Consider the following 26120-nt stretch of genomic DNA (forward strand, 5'->3'; position numbering starts at 1 on the left):
TTATAGGAGCACAAACTTGCTTTACTTTGTTAAATCCATTCAATTATAAAATTATACGTTTGACTTTAAAAAATAAAAAACACAGTTGGTTGCTAATTTCTGGAATAGGCATGTTCTGTTTAGGAATAGTAACCTCTTTTTTTGTAGACTTAAATTTAGCAGAAAACTATAAAACTTTTGAAAGTTACACTAGGGTTGGATTCCCTCTTTTTCTCGTTTTCGCAATTTTTATAGCTCCTATTTTTGAAGAATTGAGTTTTAGAGGAGGCTTTGTTCAATCCAAAATTATAAGAGCTATCTCCCTTATTGGTTTGATTATCTTTTTCTTTCTGACCCAAAGTTATTTAACCAAAGTAATTACCATTATCTATTTAGTTTTATTGATTGTTTCTTTTTTTAAGAAAGAGGTCTCTTTACTAGTCCCTTTAGCCCTACTCAACGCTTTTCTATTTGCATTATTCCATCTGGACACCGATCATTTGATAAGCTGGAATGCATTAGCTGGATTTAGCTTTAGAAGTGCTTTTGCATTTTTTGCCATTTGGATTTGTATCAATTTTAATCTATTAAAATCCATACTTTCCCATTCCGTGTGGAATTTAAGCCTAGTGTTAGTTTTTTCCTATTCCCTATTTTTCCCAGATGAAACCATTCAACATTATGAAAACGAAAACATACATGTCACTTGGAGCAGGACTTCAAAAAAGTTTCATGGAAAAGTGAACTTTCCAACTATGAACCACATAAAGGCAACAAGTTGTGAAGCTTCATTTTTATTAAAATCTGTGCTATGGAGCGATATGACTGCAAGCCAAACAGATCAGTTCATACCTACCGAACTTTTTATGGATTATCATTTCGAAATTAAGTTAAAAGATTCTACAGCTAAACAACCTAACTTATACCAACCCATCAAACAATTTTTACTTGATGAAGAATTATTGATGATTACAAAACCTGAAGAGAATTAAAGTTGCTTTTTAAAACGCTCTGCCAATTCCATGGCACACCCCCAAGCTACCGTAAAACCGGCACCACCATGACCGTAATTATGAAAAATGTTGGAGTATTCGGCATCATATTCAAACCGCACTTCGCTCCTTAAAGGTCTCAAACCCACTAAAATTTCTAAAACTTCCGGTTGTTTCTCACTTAAGCCCGAGGTTTTCAATCGGTCCAAAATTTTTTGAGTATCGACATCATCTACTTGTTCATTATAATCATTAATATAGTCCGTCCCACCCACAATGCTATCTGTACTTCTATTGAAGATATAAGTCAGCTTGCCAGGTTCTGTTGAGTTGACACAAGATGCTCCTGTTAGCTTTTCACACCTCAGGATCTGTCCGCGCATGGGTTTTAAGTGAATATCCCGACACAAATCCTTAGCCCCCATTCCCGTGCAATTAACAACCCTGCACCCTAATGAGGCCATTTCTTGAAGCGATTTTACTTCCTTCAGGATAAATTGTCCATCAGCATCCAAAAATTTCTGAAATAAATAAGGCAAATATAAAGGCGGTTCTGCTAAAGGTACTTGAGCCAAAAAAGCATTTTCAACACCCTTTGGTAGTTCATGGTCATGGGCTTTTCTAACTTGGTCATCTGGTAAATGAGAAGTCCAAGACGTATCACTTTCAGAATTATAAACTACCATGAACGGTATGATAGACACGCCATTTTTCAGACTTACTTCTTCTAAGTATTTCTGATAGGAATACGCAGCCCATTTATTTGCCTTTTCAATGGGATGCACTTCAAAAGGAAACCAAATAGCACCCACTTTATGGGATAAGGTCTTTTGAAACGGTTCTTTTGAAACGATTTCGACTTGAAATCCCTTTTCCTGTAGTTGCAGAGCTGTTGTAAGCCCAACAATGCCGCTACCAACCACCACAACTTTCTTTTGCATAAGCTCTTTATCACTAAGTTTTCAAAGATATTTAAAAGCGTCTTTAAAACATTCTTTTTATTCTTGTAAAACCCCTAAAAACAAAAAGCACTTTATAGAAACTATAAAGTGCTTTAAGTAGACTAACTCGTTATTATTAATTCAATTTTTTTCTCAAAAAACAAAATCAAAAAACGAGTTAACCACCATCGGCTTTACAGTTGCTGTTTATAAAAACAGGAACTGAAACACCCCATGCGTTAATAAATTTCTTAAAAAATTTCATCTGGTAATCATTTTAAATTAAACATTCCGGATGAAAATTTGCTGCACTCTGCAGCTCTTTTCATAGCAAAAGTTCCCCACTTTATTCTATAGATGCAAAAAGAATAAAAAGGTTGCGTCATAAAATTGTAAACTGATAAAAGTTGTAGTATTTTAGCATTTATCACAATGAAAAAAAACAGAGTATGAGCAGCGAGAAAGAAGCCAAATTAAAAGCATTAAAATTAACCTTAGATAAATTAGATAAAGCTTACGGAAAAGGAACTGTCATGAAGATGAGTGACCAAGCGGTTGCTGATATTGAGGCTATCTCATCTGGTTCTTTAGGCTTGGATTTAGCACTGGGTGTTGGAGGATATCCACGTGGCCGAGTGATTGAAATTTACGGACCAGAATCCTCTGGTAAAACCACCTTAACATTACATGCTATTGCCGAGGCTCAAAAAAAAGGAGGCATCGCCGCTTTTATTGATGCAGAACATGCTTTTGATCGATTTTATGCCGAAAAGTTAGGAGTTGATTTAGAGAATTTAATCATCTCCCAACCAGATCATGGAGAACAAGCATTAGAAATAGCAGACAACTTAGTGCGCTCAGGGGCCATTGACATTATTATTGTGGATTCGGTTGCTGCATTAACACCCAAAAGTGAAATTGAGGGAGAAATGGGAGACTCCAAAATGGGGTTACACGCCCGATTAATGTCTCAAGCTTTGAGAAAGTTAACGGCTTCCATCAGCAAAACCAATTGTACCATGATTTTCATCAACCAATTACGTGAAAAAATAGGGGTCATGTTTGGAAACCCTGAGACCACCACAGGTGGAAATGCTTTGAAATTCTATGCTTCCGTAAGGTTAGACATTAGACGTTCTACCCAAATAAAAGATAATAACGGGGATGTTTCTGGTAACAAAACTCGTGTTAAAGTGGTTAAGAACAAAGTCGCACCACCGTTTAAAACGGCTGAATTTGACATCATGTATGGAGAAGGAATTTCTAAAGTGGGAGAAGTTCTAGACCTAGCTGTTGATTTTGGCATTGTTAAAAAGAGTGGGTCATGGTTTAGTTATGAAGATAGCAAACTAGGGCAAGGAAGAGATGCTGTTAAAGCCTTATTGAAAGATAACCCAGATTTGATGGATGAACTTGAACAGAAAATCAAGGAAGCTATCAAAGAAAATCAACAATAAAAAAACAAATCCCGAAAAATTCGGGATTTTTTTATATCCAGACGCAACCTTTTTATTCATTCTGCATCTACTAAATGAATTGTTAAACCAAAGATATACTTGATTCAATGATGAGGAGTTTTAAAATATTTGTAACCTTGGTTTTGACTGTAGTCATGTTTCAATCTTGTAGCCTCAGTGATGATGACACAATCAATGTTCAATATGAATTGTTACCCGTTGAGGAAGCCTTTTTGCCCACAGAAATGACCGTTAATGAAATTTATGAAATATCGGTCTCTTATATTCTGCCTACCGATTGTCATGCTTACAATGACATTTATTATTCCAAGGTCGATTTTGAAAGAACGGTAGCCATTGTTTCAGCCTATTTTGCAAATAATGAGCCCTGTGAAACGCAAACTGCCATTTTTGAAACCAACTTTAATTTTAAACCCCTAAATTCAGGGACCTATACTTTTAAGTTTTGGAAAGGAACAGATGATTCGGGAACAGATCTCTATGAAGAAGTTCTGGTAGAAGTTTCAGAGTGAGTTATTAGATTTAATTAATTCAAAACAATGTGAGTTTAAAGCAACTCATACAAAAATGTAGTAATCATGATACCCAAGCACAAAGCGAATTATACCAGATATATTCGGGTAAATTGTTTTCGGTTTGCTTGAAGTATTCAAGAAATTACGCGGAGGCGGAAGATAATCTGCAGGATGCGTTTGTGACTATTTTTAACAAAATAGCACAATTTAATCATAAAGGTTCTTTGGAAGGATGGATGAAACGAATCACCGTCAATACAGCGCTTCAAAAATATAGAAAACAAGGTGTTTTTGAAATTATTGATGAAGCTCATATTGAAGATGTGGAGGTGGAAATTGAAGATGATGATATTACTATTGATTATCTGTTGAAAATTATTCAGGATTTACCTGACAGGTACCGACTCGTTTTCAATTTATATGTTATGGATGGTTATTCCCATCAGGATATTGCTGAATTGCTATCTATTTCATCCGGAACATCCAAATCCAATTTAGCCAGAGCCCGAAAGATTTTAAAAGAAAATATTGAAGATTACAAAAGGCGAATGAATTCGCAGACGCTATAATGAGTGATAAAAAGCACATAGACCGAATTTTTCAAGAAAAATTCAAGGATTTTGAAGTTGCGCCTAAAGATCATGTTTGGAAAAACATCCAAAAGGAACTTCAAGTCGAAGAAAAGGATACTAAAGTAATCCCTGCCTGGTATAAATGGGCCGGTGTTGCAGCCTTGTTATTAATTCTATTGACCGTTGGTGGTCTTGTTTTTACCAATCTTGATGTGGTGCCAAATGACAAGATCTTAAACCCTGAAAATTCTGTTGTGGATACAGAGCTTCCTGATTCATCCAGTTCAAATGAAGGAGATAATTTAAACATCATTAATGATCGAGAATTCAATGATTCTCCAAGTGTGAGTGATAATGGGCAAGAAAATCAAGAACAAATCAACCTCCAAAACACAAATACCAATAGAGCAAATCCATTAACCCAAACTTCAAAAGATAACAACTTCAAGCCCCAAGACAATTCCAGAACGGGAAACAACTTAGTTGATTCGGTTCATACGGATGCTACCGCATCAACTGGTCTAGCCAACAATGTAAAATCGAACGTTGGAGATTTTAAAGAAAACGCAAAAGAGGACCTAGAAGACAACAATCAAGCGTATTCAAAGGCTTTGGCAGACAACGAGAACAACTCCAAATCCCAAAATAACAAGCTTAACAATCCTTCTGGAATATCCAATCAATCTAAAGACGTAAGATTAACTACAGAGGAAAATCCACTTGTTCAAAAGAATGCATTGGAACAAAATAAATATGAAAACGCCCTAGCTACCCACCAGATAAATAAAGACTCAACAGCCATTAAGGCTGAAGAAAGCATTGAAAATTTCCCTGAAAAAGAAAAAGAGATGTCAATTGAAGAGGCCATCGCCGAGGCCGAAGAATCAAAGGAAAAAGATGAAAAAGAAAAATTAAAAAACAGGTGGCAAGTGTATGCAAACATTGCCCCTGTTTATTACAATTCCTTAGGCGATGGCTCTCATATTGATGAACAGTTTGTGGGAAATTCAAAAACTGGTGAAGTAAATACCAGTTATGGTGTCAATGTAGGTTATGTGATTAATGAGAAATTAACTATCAGAACAGGAGTTAATTCATTAAAACTTAGTTATGACACTAATGATGTCATTCTTTATGAAACCCCAGGTGGGGGAACTGGAGGAAATCCACAATATTTAAAGAATTTAACCATGGCCCCAGGAAATGAATCCATTAATGCCATTAGCGCTGATAATTTGGGTGTTCAAACTGTAAGCTCCATGTTTGACGCCAATGCTGCCATAAGTCAAAGAATAGGTTATTATGAAGTGCCCTTAGAACTGGAATACACCCTAGTTAATAAGAAATTTGGCGTAGGTGTCGTAGGAGGTTTTAGCACATTCTTTTTAAATCAAAATGAAGTTTATTCAGAGTTTGAGAGCTACAACACTTACATAGGTGAAGCCAACAATATCAATAATGTGAGTTTTTCTGGAAATTTGGGAATTGGATTGAATTACAAATTCTCTCCCAAGTTCAAGTTCAATTTTGAGCCTGTTTTCAAATACCAGTTTGGAGCTTATGAAAATACATCTGGAAATTTCAACCCTTATATCTTAGGGGTTTATACCGGATTCAGTTTTAAGTTTTAGTTTTTAGTTGGTTAGATTGTTCATTGGTATAAAAATTCCAATAGAACAACTAGGGAAAAGCTGCTTGGTGTCATAGGCAGCTTTTTTCAGTTTTGATAACTATGAAGGCTCTTTAAAATAACGTTTCTAGATTTTTCATTTAACTCCTTGGTAGTCGCTATAGTATAATCCTTTGTTTCTATAAATGGTAAAATCTTGGCTCTCATTTTACCTGGACTTCCACTAAAAAAGGTATAAGAGAACCGTTTTATATTATCAGGAAACACCATGGGCACGATGGGAATTTGGTGATTGATTGCCAATCGAAATGCACCATCCTTAAAACTATCGAGCAAAATAGACTCATCAGGAACTCCTCCCTCAGGAAAAATACAAATACTTAAACCTTGCTTCAATCTCTTTTGGGCTCTCAAAAAAACTGCCTTCCTGCTTTTTTCTGAACTGCGATCAACTAATATACAGGTACGTTTATAAAAGAATCCAAACAATGGGATTTTGGCTAGCTCCTTCTTACCCACAAAAACAAAGGGATTTTTAACAGCTACTAACATCAACATGATATCGGCCATAGAGGTATGATTGGCAATAAACATATAGCTTTCCTTTCTCTGAGGTGTTTGATCTCTGTCAATTTTTACTCGGAAGCCCATTCCAACTAAAATGAATTTGGCCCATAATCTAGCAATCCTGAAGAAAAACGGATACCAAGATTCATTGGCGATAGATATTAATAAAATAGGAAATAATATAATGATGGGTAAGGCCACCAAAATGTAAAACCAAATTCTATATAAAAGCCAAAAAGGATATTTAATAAATTTCATTGGCAACAAAAATAGTATTTATCTCCATATTCCTACAGAATGATAAAAGTTTAAATTCTAACACCTTCTACTTTTCATAATTCTTTAGGATTGGTTACTTTTGCTGTCCAATATTTGAAATCCATGGCGAGAATTTTAACAGGAATCCAGAGTACAGGGACACCACATTTAGGTAATATTTTAGGTGCCATTTTACCAGCGATAGACATGTCTAAAAAAGAGGAAAATGACTCTTTTTTGTTTATTGCCAATTTACACACCTTAACCCAAATCAAAGATGCTGCAGAACTAAGAGAAAACACCTATTCTGTTGCGGCAACCTGGCTAGCCTTCGGTTTAGATATTGACAAAACCGTTTTCTATAGACAAAGTGATATTCCACAAGTTACTGAATTGTCTTGGTATTTAAGTTGTTTCTTTCCTTACCAAAGATTGACTTTAGCGCACAGTTTTAAAGACAAAGCCGATAGGTTGGCAGACGTCAATTCTGGGTTGTTCACCTACCCTATGTTGATGGCAGCTGATATTTTGTTATACGACGCGAACATCGTCCCGGTTGGGAAAGATCAATTACAGCATATAGAAATGACACGAGATGTGGCTTCTAGATTCCATGCTAAAATGGGAGACACCTTTGTATTGCCAGATGCCAAAATTGAAGAACATGTGATGATTGTTCCTGGTACTGATGGCGAGAAAATGAGCAAAAGTAGAAACAACTTTATCAATATCTTTTTGGATGACAAGAAACTGAGAAAGCAAATCATGTCCATCCAAACTGATAGCACCCCACTTGAGGAACCTAAAGACTGGAAAACCTGTAACTGTTTTGCTATCTATTCTTTATTAGCTTCTGATGAAGAAGTAGAAACCATGAAATCCAATTACGAAAAAGGAGGCTATGGCTATGGACATGCCAAACAAGCTCTTTTTGAATTGATTGTTGAAAAATTTGCAGAAGCGAGAGAAAAGTATCATTATTATATGAATAACCTTGAAGAAGTTGATAAAGCCCTATCAGTAGGTGCTGAAAAAGCTAAAAAGGTTGCAAATGATGTACTTTCTAGAGTTAGGGAAAAAGTAGGGTATTAAATAAGTTCAAACAATTTGCCTGGTAAAGGCCTAACGACGCCTTTCAATTCCATATTCAAAAGAATACCAGCTAATTTATAAGTTGGCAACTGGGTGTCTAGAGCAATCACATCCAGCAACTGCTTTTTTTGATCCTTTAAATAGTTGTAAATAAGCTGTTCATGCTCATTTAAATCCACAAACAGTTGTCGCTGTATGGTTGGCTTTTCCTGTTCCAATTTCCAGTCCAACATAAAGGGCACATCCATGGAATTGGACAACATCTGTGCCTTTTGTTGCTTAATCAGATTATTGCACCCTACACTTTGGCTATCGGTCACCCGACCAGGAACAGCAAATACCTCCCGGTCATAAGAGTGGGCAATATCAGCCGTTACCAAGCTGCCTCCCTTTTCGGCAGATTCAATAACAATGGTCGCTTCACTCAGGCCAGCAATAATACGATTCCGTTTTAAAAAGTTCTTTCGGTCAAAGTTCGAGGTACTGCAAAAGTCGGTAAAAAAACCACCGTGAGCTTCTACTGATTTCACATATTTCGAATGAACCTTAGGATACATATCGTTAAATCCATGAGCTAAACAACCAATCGTTTGAAGGTTATGATCTATGGCAGCCTTATGCGCTGTAATATCTGTCCCATAAGCAAAACCAGAAACAATAATGGGATTAAATGGAGCCAAGTTCTCAACTAATTTCTTGCAAAATTCCATGCCGTGGTTTGTGATTTTACGTACCCCAACAATACTAATAATCCTTTGATTATTCAGGTTGACATTTCCCCTTTGAAAAAGTAAAATAGGGGCATCGATACAGTGTTTCAATCGTTCGGGATAATCCGATTCCATAAAATAAAGGCAGGATATTTGATGAGTCTGAATAAAACGAAATTCATGTTCTGCCTCACGTAAGTGGTTCGCATCAAACAGACCTTCCAAACTTGCTGCTCCAATCCCGTCGATTTTTAATAGATTGCCTCTTTTTTCTTTTAAAACAGCTTCTGCAGACCCGCATACACCAATTAGCTTTTTAGCTGTTATATCCCCTATTTTAGGAACATGTTGCAATGCCAGGGTATAAATTAATTGCTGTTCGGTCATGGGTATCTGTTTGAAATACAACCTACAAGAAACTAAATTTTATGATGTTAATAAATAGTTAAGGGTAAAATTTATTGATATACAAAAATTTCTAACTTTGTTTTTATGCACTTAGAGACGTACATAAGCGATTTATTATACCGATACGAATGCGTGACCGTACCTGAATTTGGTTCCTTTTTAACCCAAAGGGTATCGGCGAGCATTCATTCATCTACAAATGCCTTTTATCCGCCTAAAAAGATTTTGTCTTTTAATGAGCAAATCCAAAAAAATGACGGTATTTTAATAAGATACGTAGCTGATGTAGAAAAAATCCCTTATGAAGTAGCATCCAAAAAGGTAGCTAAACACGTGAAGTCCATAAAATCGTATATGACCGAGGGTGAAACCATCTCCTTTCATAATATTGGTGATTTGACCCTTAATTCGGAAGGTCGTATGCTTTTTGAGCCTTCCTATCATCTTAACTATTTAACAGATGCCTTTGGTCTGGCTCAATTTAATTCGGACACCATAACCAGAGAGGTCTTAAAAGAAGAGGTTGAAGCTATTGAAAAAGTAGTGCCATTGACGGTCACTCCTGAAAAACGCCAATCCAGAAACTATTTGAAATATGCAGCCGTTGCTGTTATTGCATTAAGCCTAGGTGGCTTTTTAGCATCTAAGTTTTATGTGAATCAAATAGAAACACACAACCAAATGGCTCAGGAAGAAGCGAGCCAGCAATTAGAAACCAAAATCCAAGAAGCAACCTTTGTAATTTCAAACCCATTACCTGCAGCGACTTTACCAGTTAAAAAGCTTTCTGGAAATTACCACATTGTTGCCGGTGCCTTCAGAATAGAAGAAAACAGTGATAAAAAAGTAGAGGAACTTCAAGCTGAAGGGTACAATGCTCGTAAAATTGGTGTCAATAGATTCGGACTGCATCAAGTGGTTTATGCCAGTTATGAAAGTCGCTCAGAAGCTCTAAAAGCGCTTCAAGACATCAAGAAAAATGATAACAAAGCGGCTTGGTTGTTGGTTAAAGAACTAGATTAAAACACTCCATTTTCATACAGCTATTTTCAGTTTTTAGGCATTTATCCTATCTTCTTTGAAATAACCCGTACCTTTGCACCTCATTTTTGATGTTAGGTATGCAAATGAAAACTCCAGAACAATCCAAAACAACCATGACGGACTTGGTACTTCCAAGTGAAACCAACCCATTAAACAATTTATTTGGTGGCGAACTTTTAGCCCGTATGGATCGTGCAGCCAGTATTGCTGCCAGAAGACACAGCAGACGTATTGTTGTAACCGCTTCTGTAAACCATGTAGCTTTTAATAGAGCTGTTCCCCTAGGCAGTGTTGTAACGGTTGAAGCAAAGGTATCCAGAGCCTTTAAAACTTCTATGGAAGTGTTTATTGATGTTTGGATTGAAGACCGCGAATCTGGAAATCGTACCAAGGCCAATGAAGCTATCTACACTTTTGTGGCTGTAGATGAAATAGGCAAACCTGTACCTATTCCAGAAATCACTCCTGAAACTGACTTGGAAAAGGAACGTTATGCTGCTGCTTTAAGACGTAAACAACTTAGTTTGGTATTGGCTGGAAAAATGAAACCTCAAGAAGCTACAGAACTTAAGGCCCTATTTGAAGAATAGATTTTTACATCTGAAAAATCCAATCGGCTGGATTTTGGGTGTTGATTTCCTTCCAAATACTAAATTTCAATGTGGTTTCACCATTGCTAGGGTTGGTAAACACTTTTCCTATAACCTGTTTGGTATCTACCATGTCTCCAGGGTTGACAAATACTTTGGATAAATTGGTGTAATTGGTAATGTAATTACCGTGTTGTATCATGACCAACACATTCCCGTGTCTAATGGCCTGTACTCTTAAAACCTTTCCTTTATAAACGGCGCGAACATCGGCATCCTTTTCAGTAGCAATTCTTACCCCATTACTTTGAATGGTAATGGTTCTGTCAATTGGGGAAGGTTGCTTTCCATAGCGTACTTTTACAACCCCTTTTTCTACGGGCCAGGGCAATTTCCCTTTATTAGCTACAAAACTACTTGCTAAGGCCTTATCCTCAGGCGTTAAAGCAAAACTGCTAGTATTGGTACTTTTACCTGCTTTCTTATTTGAGTTGGCAATAGCCTCACGGATCATTTTTTCAATTTCTTTGTCAATACGGTCGGCCTCCTTTTGCTTTTCTTTGATTTGATTGCGGTACTTACTCAGGTTTTGATTGATGGAGGCCATCAAAGATTGTTGCTGCTTCAACTCACCTTCTAATTCCCTTTGAGCCACTCTATTTTCAGCAATCAACTTTTGCTTGTCATCCTTTTGCCTTAATAATTCTTTATTGCTTTTTTGAAGTTCGGCAGTCTTCACTTTAATCGCTTCTCCTTGCTCCTTTTGAAACTTGGAGTATTGGGTCATATACTGAATGCGCTTATATGCTTGTTTAAAGTTGCTAGAAGACAATAAAAACATGATTCTGCTTTGCTCACTTTTACTCTTGTAAGAGCGTAAGATCATTTTAGCATAATTCTCCTTTAAGGTTGTCAGTTCGTCACGTAGCTCTGATATTTTCTTTTGATTAGCGTTGATTTCACGCGTCAATAAATTGGCCTGTTGGTTGGTGACCTTAATTAAATTCTTTCTCACGTTCACCTTATAGCTCAAATCTTCTATTAAGCTGGTTTGTGACTTTTTTTGTGATTGATTTTTAAATAACAAATCATTGATTTGTCGTATTTCTCTTTGAAGTTCTTGACGGCGCTCCTCAAGTTCCTTTTGCTTCTTACTTTGTGAAAAAACAGAAGAGGTGAAACACATCAAAAAAATGACGAAATATGTAGCTAGTTGGTTATGGCGCATTATTCAAGTTCTATTTCTTCAAAGCCCGAAGGAATCTTAAACGGGAACCTTAAATCTTCATTCAAAGATATTGATTTGTACTCCAATTCTATGGTAGTTTGTTGATCCTTTTCCAAAGAAATAACTCTTAAATTTTCAGGAAAAACTTCCTTTTCTACTTGTTGATAGCTCAAATAATCAATCTCCAAAAATCGATTGGTTGCAGACTGTGCCAATTGTTGTGACTTCATCTTGAAATTTCTCCCGCTTATGATATAAAACAGCTCAAACAATGCTGTTTGGTCTTTGGGTTGAAACAAATAGGAATTATCATTGATAGACATATCAAAATCTGTTCTATTCAGTTCAAAAAGGGACTCTCCCATTAGGATGTTCTGCACCATTTTAAAGTCCACTTGTGTTCCTAAAATTTTACTGATATAAGCAAAATCACCATCAAAATAGGTGTTATCCAATTTGTTGTAGAAACTTACCTTTTCAGGTGTTACCTGAGCCCTTATCACATTAAAAGCGGCAGTAATCCAGATGATTTCATCCTTTTTCATACGTAATGTAATGGTATGGGTTTGGGAACTTTGTCCTTCCTTATAAACCAAACGTACCTTGGATTGAAGGGTCTTGAAATCGGCTAATCGCTTTTTGTTTTCCTTAAGCACTTCTTTGGCAGAAAGGGATAAGTTATTTTCACCTTCAACTAAAGATTTTGTTGACTTACAGCCAACAAAAACCATAAAACACATGCTTACTACTATGGAAAAATAGACAGATGATTTGCTCATTAATTGGTAGATTCTAACTGTTTGGCTTTATCACTAAACGTTTTAGCCTTCTTTGTATTGTTTAATTGGGTATAGGACAGGCTAAGTTGGTTATAAAAATCTGATTCCATTTTGGTATCTTCAATGATATAATCCAAACCTGTTTCTAAAACCTCTGCTGCTCTATTGAACTTCCCAAGTTGATTTAATGCTACGCCATTGATTAAATAGAAAAGGGGCTGAGACGGATACTTCAATAAGGCATCACTACTTTTGGCTTCCACCTTTTCAAATTGTTTTAAGTCCAACTGAAGGAGCATTATATTCTTGAGCAGTCCAAAATTTCCCGAATCCACTTGATAAGCCTTTTCAAAATATTCCAACGCTTTGGTCTTATCGCCCTTGTTCAAAAAATAGTTGGCAACACCTTCATAGGATTTTCCATTTTCGGAATCCAAATTTAAAGTAGTAGCTTCTACTAAATCAGCTTCATACTCTGGATGCTCTTTTACAAAATTGACAAAATCTGAAAGTACCATAGTTTTGGCTTCTGGATTTACCTTTAGACTCCCCATCACAATTTTCATAGATTCAATAGCCTCTTGGGTTTGCCCGTCCTCTAAATAAAACTTATAAAGAGCTAAATGCACCAACTCAGAATTGGGCTTGATCTCAAGTAACTTTTTTGCAGTCTCAAAGGCCTTCTCGTTATCGCCACTTTCACTGTATCGATAAATCAACGCCAAATAGTTGGTTTCTTCATCGGGGTTGCTTTCCAGACGATCTTCCAGGTTTTCAATTTGATCCTTTTTACGACCAGTAGCGGCATAAATTTGATTTCTTAAATGATCTCTAGAAGAGGATACACCACGCTTTTCATCCAACTCATCCAATATTTTTAAGGCATCTTTGTATTCTTTATTATCAAAATACAAATGAGCCAAATCTTCTTTATATTTAGGATGATATTCAACTATATCCTCAACCGTTCTGATGGCTCTTTTGTAATCCTTCTGCTGCATGTAAACATCAAAAAGCTCATTGGCATACCATTCATTGGTTGGTTCCATTTTAACGGCATCTTTCAACGCCTCCTCAGCGGCTCCAAAATTTTTGAGTTTGTTGTAGTTTTTACCCAATTCATAATAAAATACCGATTGGGATTTATCCATTTCAATACACTTCAATAAAGCAGTAACAGCTCGGTCGTAATTTTCAATGGCCTTTTGCTTTAACGCCTCAAAGAACAGTTCCTGTTTCTTATCCTCCACTTCACCCAAATCATCATTTGGGGTTTTATTGAAATCAACCTGCGCCTCCATTCCCAAAGGTAAAAAGGAAAGAAACCCAAAAAATAAAATGAATATGTAACGGTTATATTGCAACATAGTGGTTTAGTCGAAACAAAAGCTATTCCAAAACAGAGTAATCACCTATACTTACTCTTGAGAAATTTCCATCATAATAAGCGTGATTACCTATCATGGCTTCCTCTAAATTAGCATTTTTAATAGTAGAAGCGCTCTGTATTAAACTATTTTTAACGGTAGAGTTCTCTATGATCGTTTGATTCCCGATTGAAACGTTAGGACCAATGGTGCTATTTTTCAAAATGACCCCCTCCCCAATATAGCAAGGTTCGATGATTTTAGAATTTTCTAAAGTTACACTTTCTGAAATCAGGTTTTCCCCATCGCTTTGAAGGAAATTCAACATTTTACCATTGGTTTCTACGGTAATGGCCTTGTTTCCACAATCCATCCACTCATCAACCGTACCCGTCTTAAAAATGCGACCATCTGCCATCATACGCTTGATACCATCATTAATTTGATATTCCCCTCCATTCATGATATTTTCATCCAAGACTTCTTGAAGCTTTTCTTTTAAAACTCCAATATCCTTAAAATAGTATATCCCGATAACCGCTTGGTCTGAAATAAATTCTTTTGGTTTTTCTACCAATTCAACAATTTCCTTTAGGTCGTTTAATTTGACAACCCCATAGGCTTCCGGATTTTCCACCTTTTTTGTCCAAATTACGGCGTCTGCTTCTGGATCCAAATCAAAATCAGCACGAATCAAGGTATCAGCATATGCTACAACCGCAGGACCTGACAAGGAGGGTTCTGCACTCATGATGGCATGACCTGTACCTAAAGGCTGATCTTGGCGGTATATGGATCCTTTAGCTCCTAAATTGGATGCCAGTTTTTGCAAACTTTCAACAACATCTTCACCAAAAAAAGCCGGATCTCCGAGTACAAAGGCAATTTCTTCAATAGGTTGGTTCAAAACCTTTGCTATATCCTTAACCAACCTATGAACAATAGGTTCTCCTGCTACAGGAATTAGGGGTTTTGGAACCGTTAACGTATGTGGTCTAAGTCTGGAGCCACGTCCAGCCATGGGTACGATTATTTTCATATTAGTGCCCGCTAATGCGGAATCTTTTTTAATTCAACAAAATACTTTGACCTACTCCTAAAAGGTCATTCGAGGTTTACTTTACCCCAGTGCTACCAAATCCACCAGCACCTCTTGAAGTTTCAGATAAATCATCTACTTCTACCCATTCAGCTCTTTCATGTTTTGCTATGACTAATTGGGCGATTCTTTCACCATTCTCGATGGTGAAATCCTCATTGGATAAATTGACCAAAATCACACCTATTTCTCCTCTATAATCCGCATCAATGGTTCCGGGTGCATTTAAAACTGTAATGCCCTTTTTGGCTGCCAAACCACTTCTTGGTCTAACCTGTGCTTCAAAACCTACAGGCAATTCCATAAACAACCCTGTTTTTACAATGGTTCTTTCCAAAGGTTTTAGGGTAATTAATTCATTGGTAAAGGCTCGTAAATCCATTCCAGCCGAAGCCAAGGTTTCATAACTAGGTAAATCGTGATTGGATTTATTGATAATTTTTATCTTCATCTTAATTTTTTAATAAGCGTTTTAAGTCTTTTCTTTCGACTATAATGACAACCCCCAAAAATACTAAAAGCAAAATGGTACTCATAAGATAATTACTTTTAAATCGGAGATAAATGATACCGGATAAAATAACTGTTAGCCCCAAATAAAGTAAAATTTTACCCAAATCATATGGAACGGGATAATACCTTTTCCCAATGACATAGGATAAAACCATCATAATCCCATAAGCTGCCAAAGTGGCCCAAGCAGACCCCATAAATCCTATCCTAGGAATCAAATTATAATTTAATGCTATAGTAATAAATGCGCCTACCAGTGACAGATACATTCCAAATCTGGTTTTATCGGTTAACTTATACCAAATGGCCAAGTTAAAATATATCCCCAAAAACAGATTGGCCAACAAAACGATGGGAACAATATCAATGGCTATCCAATAAGAAGAATCACGAACAACCAACTGCTTGAATAAATCAAAATAAGCCATAATAAACACCATCATTAAGCTTCCACAGATCACAAAATATTTCATGATATCTGCATAGGTTTTTTTGGCATTTTGGTTTTCGGCATAATTAAAGAAAAATGGTTCGGCACCCAAACGAAAGCCCTGAATGAAAATAGTCATAAAAACAGCTATTTTGTAGCAACCACTATAAGCCCCGTTAATATCCTTTCCCAATAATTCTGGCAACAGCCATTTATCAAAATTCTCATTGATCACATATGCCATTCCTGCGACCATAACAGGCCAACCATAATTCAGCATTTGTTTAAGAATCTCCATGCTGAATTGGATTTTGGTTTTTATAAAGTAAGGCGTCAATAGAATAAAGGTTACAACACTAGCGGCCAAGTTTGCAACGAATATATATTTCACTAAATCTTTTGAATCATAGCCTGGATACCCTATTCCAAATTTTGGAATAGCCCACAGGAAGAAAAAATTCAAAACAACATAAATAGCAATATTTGTTAATTTAATAGCCGTAAACTTAATGGGCCTTCCTGTAGCCCTAAGAAAGGCGAAAGGCACAACAACCAATGTATCTAAAGCTAGTACTCCTAAAAGCAAATTAAAATAAGACAACTTCAAATTGACCAAATTTGCCAAAGCGTCATTATTCAAGAAAACCACCAGAAAGAACAACACCGTAGTCACGGTAAGACTTATAAAAGCGGTTGAAAACACTTTATCTTTATCCTGATGTTTACTGAAAAATCTGAAAAAGGCCGTTTCCATACCGTAGGTAAGCAGCACATTAAAAAAGGCAGCATATATATAAAAGGTGGTATTATCTGAATAACTGGTTGTTTCCAGTTTATCGATATGCAAAGGCACAAGCACAAAATTCATCAATCTAGGCAAAACAGTTGCCAAACCGTAGATGATGGTATCCTTTAAAAACTTTTTAAGTGCGCCCAAATAATAGGTATTTAATTCTGCTAAAAATACGTTTTTATGCAAGTATATGCAACGTGTATGACTATAATAGGGGAATTGGTCCTTATAAAAGAAAAAAGCCCCACAACGTGAGGCTTTCTATATTTCTGAGCCAAAACATTTTGGCATCTTGTTTTATTATCCGTTTAGGGCTTCTGCACCACCTACGATTTCCAAAATTTCGTTGGTAATAGCCGCTTGACGCGCCTTATTGTAGGTTAACGTTAATTGATCTTTTAACTCCTTGGCATTATCAGTTGCTTTGTGCATTGCAGTCATACGGGCACCATGCTCAGAAGCAAATGAATCACGCACAGACTTGTACAATTGTGTCTTTAATGATTTCGGAATTAAGGTTTGAACGATTTCCAATTTGGAAGGTTCAAAAATATAATCCAAGTTTTTATTGGCTTCATTCTCCACTGGAACGATTGGTAAAAATTGTTCCGTCATGATAATTTGAGTAGCAGCGTTTTTAAACTTGTTGTATATCACTTCGATTTTATCAAAATCTCCAGCAACAAACTTGTTCATCATCCACTCTGCAACTTCAGCGACATTATCAAATGTCAAATCATCATAAATATGGTTGTGATTACCAATTACATTGAAACGCTTAGAAAGTACATCGTTCCCCTTTTTTCCTATAGTTACAAAAGAAACTTCTTTACCTGGATACACTTCTGTAGCCAAACGGGTTGCTTCCTTTATAACATTAGAATTGAAGGCTCCACATAAACCTCTATTGGAGGTAATTGCAACTACAAGTACTTTTTTTACTTCTCTTTGCTCAGAGTACTTACTTCCAGAATCGTCATCTAAAGTCGCACTCAAATCTCTAAGAAGTTCAGTCAGTTTATCTGCATAGGGTCTCATCGCCGTAATAGCATCTTGAGCCTTCTTCAACTTTGCAGCAGATACCATTTTCATAGCACTGGTAATCTGCATGGTTGAACCAACCGACGTAATTCTACTGCGTATTTCCTTTAAGTTTGCCATATTTTAGTCATTAGTATTGAGTATTCAGTAGTTAGAATCTTAGCTCTCACTACTCAATACTAAAATCTAGTTATGCTCTATATTTTTCTGATAATTCTTTAGCTACTAAAGTTAAGGTATCGATTACCTCATCAGTTAATTTTCCAGCTTTTAAAGAATCCAATACATCTCTATGCTTAGCATTTAAGAACTCTAAATAATCTCTTTCGAATTCCTTTACTTTCTCTACAGGAACATCTCTCAACAAGTTTTTAGAACCTGCATAGATAATAGCTACCTGATCTTCTACTGTAAATGGATCGTTTTGAGCTTGTTTTAAGATCTCAACGTTACGCTTTCCTTTTTCAATCACATTTAAAGTAGCTGCATCCAAATCAGAACCAAACTTAGCGAAAGCTTCCAATTCACGGAATTGGGCTTGGTCTAATTTCAAGGTACCTGCCACTTTTTTCATAGATTTAATCTGAGCAGATCCACCTACACGTGATACAGAGATACCAACGTTAATTGCAGGACGTACCCCAGAGTTAAATAAATCTGACTCCAAGAAAATCTGTCCGTCTGTAATCGAAATTACGTTAGTAGGAATATAAGCAGAAACGTCACCAGCTTGTGTTTCAATAATTGGTAAGGCCGTTAAAGAACCTCCTCCTTTTACAATTGGCTTTAATGATTCTGGTAAATCATTCATTGTTTTTGCGATTTCATCATCAGCAATAACCTTTGCAGCACGCTCTAACAAACGAGAGTGTAAGTAGAAAACGTCTCCTGGATAAGCCTCACGTCCTGGTGGTCTTCTTAATAATAAAGACACCTCACGATAAGCAACCGCTTGCTTAGATAAATCATCATAGATGATTAAAGCAGGACGACCAGTATCTCTAAAATATTCACCAATTGCAGCTCCTGCGAAAGGTGCATATACCTGCATTGGAGCAGGATCTGATGCATTTGCAGCAACGATAGTAGTATAAGCTAACGCCCCCTTATCTTCAAGAGTTTTAGCGATGTTAGCAACGGTTGATGCTTTTTGACCAACTGCTACATAAATACAGTAAACAGGCTGTCCAGCATCATAAAATTCCTTTTGATTTAAGATAGTATCAATACAAACTGTTGTTTTACCAGTTTGACGGTCACCAATTACCAACTCTCGTTGACCACGTCCTACAGGAATCATGGCATCGATAGACTTAATACCAGTTTGTAATGGCTCATTTACCGGTTGACGGAAAATAACCCCAGGAGCTTTACGCTCTAAAGGCATCTCATAAGTTTGCCCTTCAATAGCACCTTTACCATCGATTGGGTTACCTAATGTATCAACAACACGACCAACAATACCTTCACCAACATTGATAGAAGCGATACGATTGGTACGTTTTACAGTTGCTCCTTCTTTAATTTCTTTAGAAGGACCTAACAATACCACACCAACGTTGTCTTCTTCCAAGTTCAAAACCATTCCTTCAAGGCCTGATTCAAACTCTACTAATTCCCCGTATCCAGCATTTGATAAGCCGTATACACGAGCAATACCATCACCAACGGTAAGTACTGTTCCTACTTCATCCAATGAAGCACCTGCTTCAAAACCTGATAGTTGTTGTTTTAAGATTGCTGATATTTCAGCCGGTTTTACTTCTGCCATCTTTTTAATTTATTTAAATCCCTCAACTTTGCTCGGGACATGTATTAGATGTTAGATACCTGTAAGGACCTAACTATTTAATTTAATATAAATTCTCTTTTAAGTCTGTTTAATTTATTGGCGATACTCGCATTGTATTGAATATCCCCAACTCGTAAAATGAATCCACCAATGATGTCCTCATCCACTATATTTTTTATCTCTGCTTCCTTCCCGGTCAATTCTTTAACCTTAGCCAACACTTTTGTCTTTATATCATCTGTCATAGGAACAGCTGTAGTTACTTTAGCAACTTGCATATCATTCAAATGATCAAACAATAAATTGTATTGCACTGCAATTTCATCTAAAAGCGCTATACGTTTATTGGCAATTAAAGTGTCTATTAAATTGCTTGTACTAGGGGTGATATCTTTGAAAGTACCAACTAGTATCGATTTTTTAATAGCCGATCTAACCACAGGACTTTTAAGCACATTCTTTAGGTCTTTGTTATCTGCAATGGTCTTTGAGATTAGTTTCATATCATTGTTTACAACCTCAGTTGTATTTTGATCTTTTGCTAAACTCAAAATGGCTTTTGCGTAACGTGCTGCTGCTCTAGTTCCTGCCATGGTTATTAATTTAAGGTTGTTTCACCCAACATAGATTCTACCAAATCCATTTGTTTGTCTTTGCTAGACAACTCGCCACGCACTACTTTCTCAGCAATCTCTAACGACAAAGTGGCCACCTGGTTTTTCAACTCGGTCATAGCTAATCGCTTCTCGCTTTCAATAGCAGATTGTGCGGCCTCAATCATTTGATTGGCTTGAACTTGTGCTTCATCTTTTGCATCAGCAACCATTTTAGCCTTGATTTCTCTAGCCTCTTTAAGCATTGCCTCACGCTCAGCTCTAGCTTCTTTTAATAATCTGTCGTTATCTGCTTGAAGGTTTTGCATTTCAAGTTTTGCATTTTCTGCAGCTTTCAATGCATCTTCAATTCCTGATTCTCTTTTCTCAACAGCATCAAGAATTGGTTTCCAAGCAAATTTTCTCAACAATAATACTAATCCAACAAAAAGCAATAATTGCCAGAAAAATAGTCCGAATGAAAATTCATTAATTAACTTATCCATTTATATCTCGGTTATATCTAATTAATCCTTTTTTAATAAAACACCAGCTATAACCAACCGTTATAGCTGATGCTTGTGTTATTATGCCGCGAATAAAGCAGCAAATCCAATACCTTCAATAAGGGCAGCTGCAATAAGCATAGCTGTTTGGATTTTTCCTGAAGCTTCAGGTTGACGAGCAATAGCTTCCATAGCTTGTCCACCAATTCTACCGATACCTAAACCAGCACCGATAACAATTAAACCAGCTCCTACAATGTTTGGAATAGTCATAATATATATATTAAATAATTAAACATTCAATTTTAGTGATCGTCGTGGTGTTCTTCTACAGCCGACCCAAAATACAATGCTGAAAGCATGGTAAAAATATAGGCCTGCAAAGCAGCAACCAACAACTCTAATAAGGATAAAACAAACGCCAATCCGAAAGACAACGAACTTCCTATCCAGTTTTTAAAGATAAACATCAAACCAATGATACTCATCAATACAATGTGACCAGCTGTGATGTTAGCATACAAACGAATCAATAATGAAAACGGTTTGATAAAAGTTCCTAACAATTCAATTGGTGCTAAAATGATTTTCATTGGAACAGGTACTCCTGGCATCCAGAAAATGTGTTTCCAATAATTTTTGTTACCAGAGAAAGTGGTAATCAAATAGGTTAAAATTGCTAAAGCAAAAGTCACTGCTATATTGTTAGTAACATTAACTCCTAGCGGCGTTAAACCTAATAGGTTGATAATCCAAATAAAGAAGAACACACTCAACAAAAAGCTCATGTAACGCTTGTAATGCTTCAACCCAATATTTGGAATAGCAATATCATCACGAATGTAAAGAACTATAGGCTCTAAAAAACGACCCATTCCAGATGGAAGCGCTCCTTTTTTATATGATTTTGCCATGGAACTAAACATCCATAGAAGCAAAAGACCTACTATAAAAATGGTAAAGACATTTTTAGTGATTGATAAATCAAAAGGCTTTGCGTTAGTTGGATGATGGTGGTCATCTAGAGTTATGTCACCTTGTGCATTGGTTTTGTAAACCTTATTATGGTAAAGTTTGTAATATTCACCTCCTACCTCAGCAACTTCTTCTCCATGATGGAATTTTGAAGACGAGAACACTTTTAATCCCCCATCCCATAAAATAACTGGAAGTGGGAATCCGATGTGTACTTTTTCTCCCGCATCATTGGTATAAGAATACAAACTAAAATCATGCGAATCTAACAAGTGATGATTTATGTATTCTTTAATCTCTTTCTTGAGTCCTTCTTTACCCTCAACACCTGGAGCAACTTCTTGAAGTTCCATCTCTTCATGTTGATTTTCACCATGTTGAGCTAACATAGTAGAAAGGGACAAAGAGGCTATAAAAAACAAAAGCAAACTAAAAACTGACTTTCTTGGCATGTCGAAACAAAAATTGTATCCTTAAAAATTGGTGCAAAGGTATGCTTTTATCTCAAAATCAAAAAAGAAAATTTTACATTATTTTGGAATGCTTCTTTCACCCCTTAAATTGGGACTAATCTAAACTGTTTAAGAGCCTTACGCCTCCAAAAGTTTCTGTAATCAAGGAAGTTGCATAGGGAACAAAAAATGAAGTGAACTCCAGAGTCGATACTTCATTGTCGGCATGATAGGCTGGGTAAAAGAGAATGAAAAAAAAGATAAACTTCAAAAAGCTTCCAAGCATAAATAAAAATCCCAACTGATCTCTGAATTTTTCTTTGAAAAAATACAAACAGAACAGAATCCCCATGGCCAAACAGGTATTCACGATATAAGCCAAAACAATTTTATGCTCATAAGGTGGCAGCTCCATTTGTTTTAAAACGACTGTATGGATAAAAAAAGCAATCAACGAGGTGATTGCTATTATTAAAAGGTATATGAATAATCTCTTTTTATTCATTCAATTTATTAATTTGTTTCAATACCACATAAAGGGAAATACCTACTCCCAATAAAGTACAGACAATAAGAAATAACTTGCCACCATCGGTAAATTTGCCATCCAGCCATTTACCCAACAGCACAAACAAATAAATGGTGATTCCCATTTGAATGGCAACCCCAGACATGGCAGCCAGATTCTTAAGCTGATTGCCCTTGTTCTTGTTTTCTTTCTTTTGGTTGTCCACCTTGGTTAAATTCCTTTACGGCTCCTTTCATGGCGCAATTTACATTGAAGGTTGCTCCTGGTTCTACAGATAGTTTCCCTAATACCACTTCACCCTCAACATGGGCTGAAGATTTAAGATTCAAGGTTCCTGATAAATTTAATTTTCCGGAAAACTTTCCTTCAAAATGTGCATCGGTACCATTTAAGGTTCCTTTAATCAATCCTGATTTTCCTACCACAACTTTCCCTGGGGTTTTGATATTTCCTTCAACGATACCGTCAATTCTAATATCTCCCTCGCTGGTTAAATCACCAATAATTTTGGTTCCTTTCGCGACAATGTTTTGATTCGATGATGAATCAAAAGATTGCTTTTCCTTTTTGTTTTCTGAAAACATAGCCATCTTACTTTTAGTTATTAGTTTCTAAATAATTCAAATAATCATCCATGTTCTTATGAATTTGGATGATTTTATAGTTTGAAGACGAAACTGGGAAAAACTGATGGACAATCTTGTCTTTCTTCCTTTCCTCAAGCGCTAGGGCAAATCCTTTAGCACCTTCTCTACTCTTCAAACCATGAACTACTACAAAGGTAGTATTGGGGTTATAAATGTCAATGGAAGTGGACAGTTCAAATACATTAACCTGTTCTACCTCCTTGTCTAATTTCTTTTTAAATGCTTCCAAGGTTTCTGAATCGGCATTGTTGAAATAATACACGATTTTAAAATTGGTTTCATTAGCATTTTCAGCGAAATCCTTCACAGCCAATTTAGGCAATACTTCAGTTACCATGCGTTGCGCTTCAATGCCTTCTGGTGTGTTTGAATAATTTACTGCCACCTCATTAATACCCTTAGAGTATTTTTCAAATCCATATAAACGTCCTTCTGCTGTGGCTTTTAATATTTCAAACTTCGGCGCCATAGGATCGCCTTCCAGTTGGGTGATCATTTCAGATGACTTGCCAAGAACTTCTGCATAGTTTTGATCTTGCAACTCTTGGTACAACCTTTCATAAATACTTTCTGGACTGTTTTCATCCTTTTGGGTTGCCGACTCTGGATTTATCAGTATCGCCGCATATCTTGAATCTGGGTATTCTGAGATAATCTCCTGTTTTATTCTTTCAGCTTTGGCTGTTTCTTCCAACTCTAGATACACACGATATAAATTGTACTTGGAAGGAAGAATGAGTTTTTCCTCTGGATCACTTTCCAACAAAGCTTCCAAGCGATTTTCAGAAAGTCGATATTCTTTGAACTTCTCCTTATAAATAATACCCAATTGGTAATAAGCAAAATTGCGTTCTTTGGCAATGCTATCTATAGCCGTTTGTTCCACTGGAATTTGCCCAATGTAATAATTAGGGTCAAACATTTCAGTTTCATCAATTGTGGCAACTTCCTCTTCTAACTCTTCGGTATTTGACGTTCTTAATTGATTGGAAGACCACCTCCAGTTGTCCTCAGGAGCCCTATCTCCCCAAACCTGTCTGAATTCATTTTTCCCAAATGAAATGGTATTTTGATTGTAGAAATAAAAACTTGAGGCACTTTGTGGATTTGGACCTCTATTGGTTTTACTTACCAAATTATCATTCACAGTAACCAATCCTTGATTGGCCATTCTTTCTGCCGCTTCTTGACGTTCCTTTTCTTCTTCAGCTTTCACCTTTAAATTTTCAGTATATTGCGTAAAATATTCCAATCGCTCGGTGTCATTCATAGCCACCAAGCCTAAAATACTGTCATTTGATTCAGCAATATCCTCATAGAGTATGACATCTTCTAGGTTATCCCTTTTTCTCTTGATAATTCGATAAGGCTTCTTATTTTTTTCCATGTTCAACATGGTGCTGTCGTAATATAAACCAGCAGTCTTATACTCTGCTTCATCAAAATAATAATCTCCTAAGATTACATAATTTCTGGCTCTTAGTTTTTTATCTCGGGTAGGCGTTCTTAAAGACTTGTTGTAATATACCAAGGCTAAGGAATCCATTCCTTCTGTCAAAAAGAACTCTCCCTTTTGGTGATAGATACGATCTAAATAGGGACGGTTTTCACGATTCTCTTCAAGCTTTGTCAATAACTCAAGAAACGCCAATTTATCTCCTTTATCATAATCAAAATTCTTGGCCTTTTCCAAATGAGCACTTATATAGTAAATTCTTGGAGTTCTTCTATTCAGTTCAATAACTTGATCAAAGGCAATGTTGGCACTGTCTTTATACCCCAACTCATTATATAATTGTCCTTGAATAAATCTGTATCGCCCTCGTTCGTCATCATCTTTGGTGCTATTGCTTGCAGTTTCAAGTTGTGTAACAGCACTGTCCAAGGATTTGGTATTGATATAGGCTTGTGCCAACATGGAAGTAGCATCTGCCAAATCTTGACCTTGAATATCTTCTTCCAACAACTTTTTCAAATTCTCAATGGCCAACTCATCATTGTCTAAACGAATATTTGTCTTCTCTCTCCAAATTTTCGCCTGATTGATTTTATCACTAGCTGGATATCTATACAATATGTAATTAAAGGCCTGTAAAGCTGGAACAAATCGTTGGTCAAAATAACGGGATTGACCCAACAATAAATAAGCCTCATCCATTTGCGGATTGTATTCCTTTCCAGAAATACTCATACTGTGTTTTTGAATGGCAATAATGGCCTTGTCTTCGGCCCTGTTGAAGTTTTCATTTTTGCTTTGACCAGGAAGAATCACATCTTCAAAAACCTGCATTCTTTCTACAGGCAATATTTGCCAATAATCATCCTGGTAGGCCGTATTAAGGGTTTTCTTTCCTTCTTCCAACGCCAAATAACCATTATATAACGCATTGTATTCTGCAGTTACGGCATGATAATTTCTACTTACAAAACTGTTTTTCTTTCTGGAGCAGGCAGAGAACAATATTGCAATGGAAAAAAGCCAGATACCTATTTTTACAAAAGAAGTCTTCAAATGTTGGTTATACTTGGTTATTAAATAACTAAAAACGGCCACACATATTATGTGTAGCCGTAAAAATAAGCATCTTTTTGAATTATCT

General features: G+C 36.3%; 27 protein-coding genes. 8 read left to right on the forward strand and 19 right to left on the reverse strand.

Annotated features, from left to right (window positions below):
- Nucleotides 1–59 precede the first annotated feature (59 nt).
- Nucleotides 60–971: a CPBP family glutamic-type intramembrane protease gene (locus ZA07_RS05460; protein WP_157492071.1), complete on the forward strand. Its 912-nt coding sequence runs from the start codon at nucleotides 60–62 to the stop codon at nucleotides 969–971.
- Here ZA07_RS05460 and ZA07_RS05465 read toward each other — a convergent pair.
- Nucleotides 968–1912 carry an FAD-dependent oxidoreductase gene (locus tag ZA07_RS05465; protein WP_053970717.1) on the reverse strand — a complete coding sequence of 315 codons (945 nt, stop codon included), beginning with the start codon at nucleotides 1910–1912 and terminating at the stop codon, nucleotides 968–970. The two genes, ZA07_RS05460 and ZA07_RS05465, sit on opposite strands and share 4 nt — an antisense overlap.
- A gap of 449 nt (nucleotides 1913–2361) precedes the next feature.
- On the opposite strand from ZA07_RS05465, the gene recA reads away from it, so the two are divergent.
- The 4 genes from recA (at nucleotide 2362) to ZA07_RS05485 (ending at nucleotide 6108) form a co-directional block, all read left to right on the forward strand.
- Nucleotides 2362–3369 carry a recombinase RecA gene (gene recA / locus ZA07_RS05470; protein ID WP_053970718.1) on the forward strand — a complete coding sequence of 336 codons (1008 nt, stop codon included), beginning with the start codon at nucleotides 2362–2364 and terminating at the stop codon, nucleotides 3367–3369.
- A 107-nt stretch (nucleotides 3370–3476) separates the two neighbouring features.
- A complete protein-coding gene (locus tag ZA07_RS05475; RefSeq protein WP_157492072.1) occupies nucleotides 3477–3902 on the forward strand; it encodes a hypothetical protein in 426 nt (141 codons plus the stop codon).
- A gap of 29 nt (nucleotides 3903–3931) precedes the next feature.
- A complete protein-coding gene (locus ZA07_RS05480) occupies nucleotides 3932–4474 on the forward strand; it encodes an RNA polymerase sigma factor (RefSeq protein WP_053970720.1) in 543 nt (180 codons plus the stop codon).
- On the forward strand, nucleotides 4474–6108 hold the full coding sequence (locus ZA07_RS05485; protein ID WP_053970721.1) for a hypothetical protein: 1635 nt from the start codon (nucleotides 4474–4476) through the stop codon (nucleotides 6106–6108). Before ZA07_RS05480 ends, ZA07_RS05485 begins: the two co-directional genes overlap by 1 nt.
- Before the next feature lie 86 nt (nucleotides 6109–6194).
- Here the strand turns inward: ZA07_RS05485 and ZA07_RS05490 are convergent, their stop codons facing one another.
- Complete coding sequence (locus ZA07_RS05490; RefSeq protein WP_053970722.1) at nucleotides 6195–6932, reverse strand: 1-acyl-sn-glycerol-3-phosphate acyltransferase; 738 nt, start codon at nucleotides 6930–6932, stop codon at nucleotides 6195–6197.
- Nucleotides 6933–7055: 123 nt separating this feature from the next.
- On the opposite strand from ZA07_RS05490, the gene trpS reads away from it, so the two are divergent.
- Nucleotides 7056–8024 (forward strand): tryptophan--tRNA ligase, encoded by a 969-nt coding sequence (trpS, locus tag ZA07_RS05495; RefSeq protein ID WP_053970723.1) that lies wholly within the window; start codon nucleotides 7056–7058, stop codon nucleotides 8022–8024.
- On the opposite strand, the gene dprA is transcribed toward trpS, so the two are convergent.
- Nucleotides 8021–9121, reverse strand: coding sequence for a DNA-processing protein DprA (dprA, locus tag ZA07_RS05500; protein WP_053970724.1), 1101 nt, complete (start codon nucleotides 9119–9121; stop codon nucleotides 8021–8023). The genes trpS and dprA overlap by 4 nt on opposite strands.
- 105 nt (nucleotides 9122–9226) lie before the next feature.
- On the opposite strand from dprA, the gene ZA07_RS05505 reads away from it, so the two are divergent.
- Entirely contained in the window at nucleotides 9227–10165 is a 939-nt protein-coding gene (locus ZA07_RS05505; protein ID WP_053970725.1) for an SPOR domain-containing protein, read from the forward strand.
- Between the two features lie 98 nt (nucleotides 10166–10263).
- Nucleotides 10264–10776, forward strand: a complete 513-nt coding sequence (locus tag ZA07_RS05510) for an acyl-CoA thioesterase (RefSeq protein ID WP_053972056.1) — start codon at nucleotides 10264–10266, stop codon at nucleotides 10774–10776.
- Nucleotides 10777–10780: 4 nt separating this feature from the next.
- Here the strand turns inward: ZA07_RS05510 and ZA07_RS05515 are convergent, their stop codons facing one another.
- From ZA07_RS05515 to ZA07_RS05585, 16 genes are all read right to left on the reverse strand, one after another.
- Nucleotides 10781–12004: a murein hydrolase activator EnvC gene (locus ZA07_RS05515; protein WP_053970726.1), complete on the reverse strand. Its 1224-nt coding sequence runs from the start codon at nucleotides 12002–12004 to the stop codon at nucleotides 10781–10783.
- Nucleotides 12004–12783, reverse strand: a complete 780-nt coding sequence (locus tag ZA07_RS05520; RefSeq protein WP_053970727.1) for a DUF4292 domain-containing protein — start codon at nucleotides 12781–12783, stop codon at nucleotides 12004–12006. Before ZA07_RS05520 ends, ZA07_RS05515 begins: the two co-directional genes overlap by 1 nt.
- Entirely contained in the window at nucleotides 12783–14150 is a 1368-nt protein-coding gene (locus ZA07_RS05525; RefSeq protein WP_231628635.1) for a lipopolysaccharide assembly protein LapB, read from the reverse strand. Before ZA07_RS05525 ends, ZA07_RS05520 begins: the two co-directional genes overlap by 1 nt.
- Nucleotides 14151–14172: 22 nt before the next feature.
- Nucleotides 14173–15189: a nucleotidyltransferase family protein gene (locus ZA07_RS05530; RefSeq protein ID WP_053970728.1), complete on the reverse strand. Its 1017-nt coding sequence runs from the start codon at nucleotides 15187–15189 to the stop codon at nucleotides 14173–14175.
- A 76-nt stretch (nucleotides 15190–15265) separates the two neighbouring features.
- Nucleotides 15266–15700: a dUTP diphosphatase gene (gene dut / locus ZA07_RS05535; protein ID WP_053970729.1), complete on the reverse strand. Its 435-nt coding sequence runs from the start codon at nucleotides 15698–15700 to the stop codon at nucleotides 15266–15268.
- A gap of 1 nt (nucleotide 15701) precedes the next feature.
- Entirely contained in the window at nucleotides 15702–17129 is a 1428-nt protein-coding gene (locus tag ZA07_RS05540; protein ID WP_053972058.1) for a polysaccharide biosynthesis C-terminal domain-containing protein, read from the reverse strand.
- Between the two features lie 156 nt (nucleotides 17130–17285).
- A complete protein-coding gene (gene atpG, locus ZA07_RS05545; protein ID WP_053970730.1) occupies nucleotides 17286–18146 on the reverse strand; it encodes an ATP synthase F1 subunit gamma in 861 nt (286 codons plus the stop codon).
- A gap of 70 nt (nucleotides 18147–18216) precedes the next feature.
- A complete protein-coding gene (gene atpA, locus ZA07_RS05550) occupies nucleotides 18217–19797 on the reverse strand; it encodes a F0F1 ATP synthase subunit alpha (RefSeq protein ID WP_053970731.1) in 1581 nt (526 codons plus the stop codon).
- A 77-nt stretch (nucleotides 19798–19874) separates the two neighbouring features.
- Entirely contained in the window at nucleotides 19875–20411 is a 537-nt protein-coding gene (gene atpH / locus ZA07_RS05555; RefSeq protein ID WP_053970732.1) for an ATP synthase F1 subunit delta, read from the reverse strand.
- A gap of 5 nt (nucleotides 20412–20416) precedes the next feature.
- Nucleotides 20417–20917, reverse strand: a complete 501-nt coding sequence (locus ZA07_RS05560) for a F0F1 ATP synthase subunit B (RefSeq protein ID WP_053970733.1) — start codon at nucleotides 20915–20917, stop codon at nucleotides 20417–20419.
- Nucleotides 20918–20998: 81 nt separating this feature from the next.
- On the reverse strand, nucleotides 20999–21190 hold the full coding sequence (gene atpE / locus ZA07_RS05565; RefSeq protein WP_053970734.1) for an ATP synthase F0 subunit C: 192 nt from the start codon (nucleotides 21188–21190) through the stop codon (nucleotides 20999–21001).
- A gap of 32 nt (nucleotides 21191–21222) precedes the next feature.
- Nucleotides 21223–22344 carry a F0F1 ATP synthase subunit A gene (gene atpB / locus ZA07_RS05570; RefSeq protein ID WP_053970735.1) on the reverse strand — a complete coding sequence of 374 codons (1122 nt, stop codon included), beginning with the start codon at nucleotides 22342–22344 and terminating at the stop codon, nucleotides 21223–21225.
- 115 nt (nucleotides 22345–22459) lie between these two features.
- Nucleotides 22460–22849 (reverse strand): DUF6168 family protein, encoded by a 390-nt coding sequence (locus ZA07_RS05575; RefSeq protein WP_053970736.1) that lies wholly within the window; start codon nucleotides 22847–22849, stop codon nucleotides 22460–22462.
- On the reverse strand, nucleotides 22842–23078 hold the full coding sequence (locus ZA07_RS15870; protein WP_231628636.1) for an AtpZ/AtpI family protein: 237 nt from the start codon (nucleotides 23076–23078) through the stop codon (nucleotides 22842–22844). Before ZA07_RS15870 ends, ZA07_RS05575 begins: the two co-directional genes overlap by 8 nt.
- The gene (locus tag ZA07_RS05580; RefSeq protein ID WP_053972059.1) at nucleotides 23032–23457 is read right to left on the reverse strand and encodes a polymer-forming cytoskeletal protein; all 426 of its coding nucleotides are present in this window, start codon (nucleotides 23455–23457) and stop codon (nucleotides 23032–23034) included. The genes ZA07_RS15870 and ZA07_RS05580 overlap by 47 nt, the downstream gene beginning before the upstream one ends.
- A gap of 13 nt (nucleotides 23458–23470) precedes the next feature.
- Nucleotides 23471–26032 carry a hypothetical protein gene (locus ZA07_RS05585; RefSeq protein WP_082316582.1) on the reverse strand — a complete coding sequence of 854 codons (2562 nt, stop codon included), beginning with the start codon at nucleotides 26030–26032 and terminating at the stop codon, nucleotides 23471–23473.
- Between the last annotated feature and the right edge of the window lie 88 nt (nucleotides 26033–26120).

This window comes from Mangrovimonas sp. ST2L15 (assembly GCF_001280515.1).
Taxonomy (GTDB): Bacteria; Bacteroidota; Bacteroidia; order Flavobacteriales; family Flavobacteriaceae; genus Mangrovimonas; species Mangrovimonas futianensis.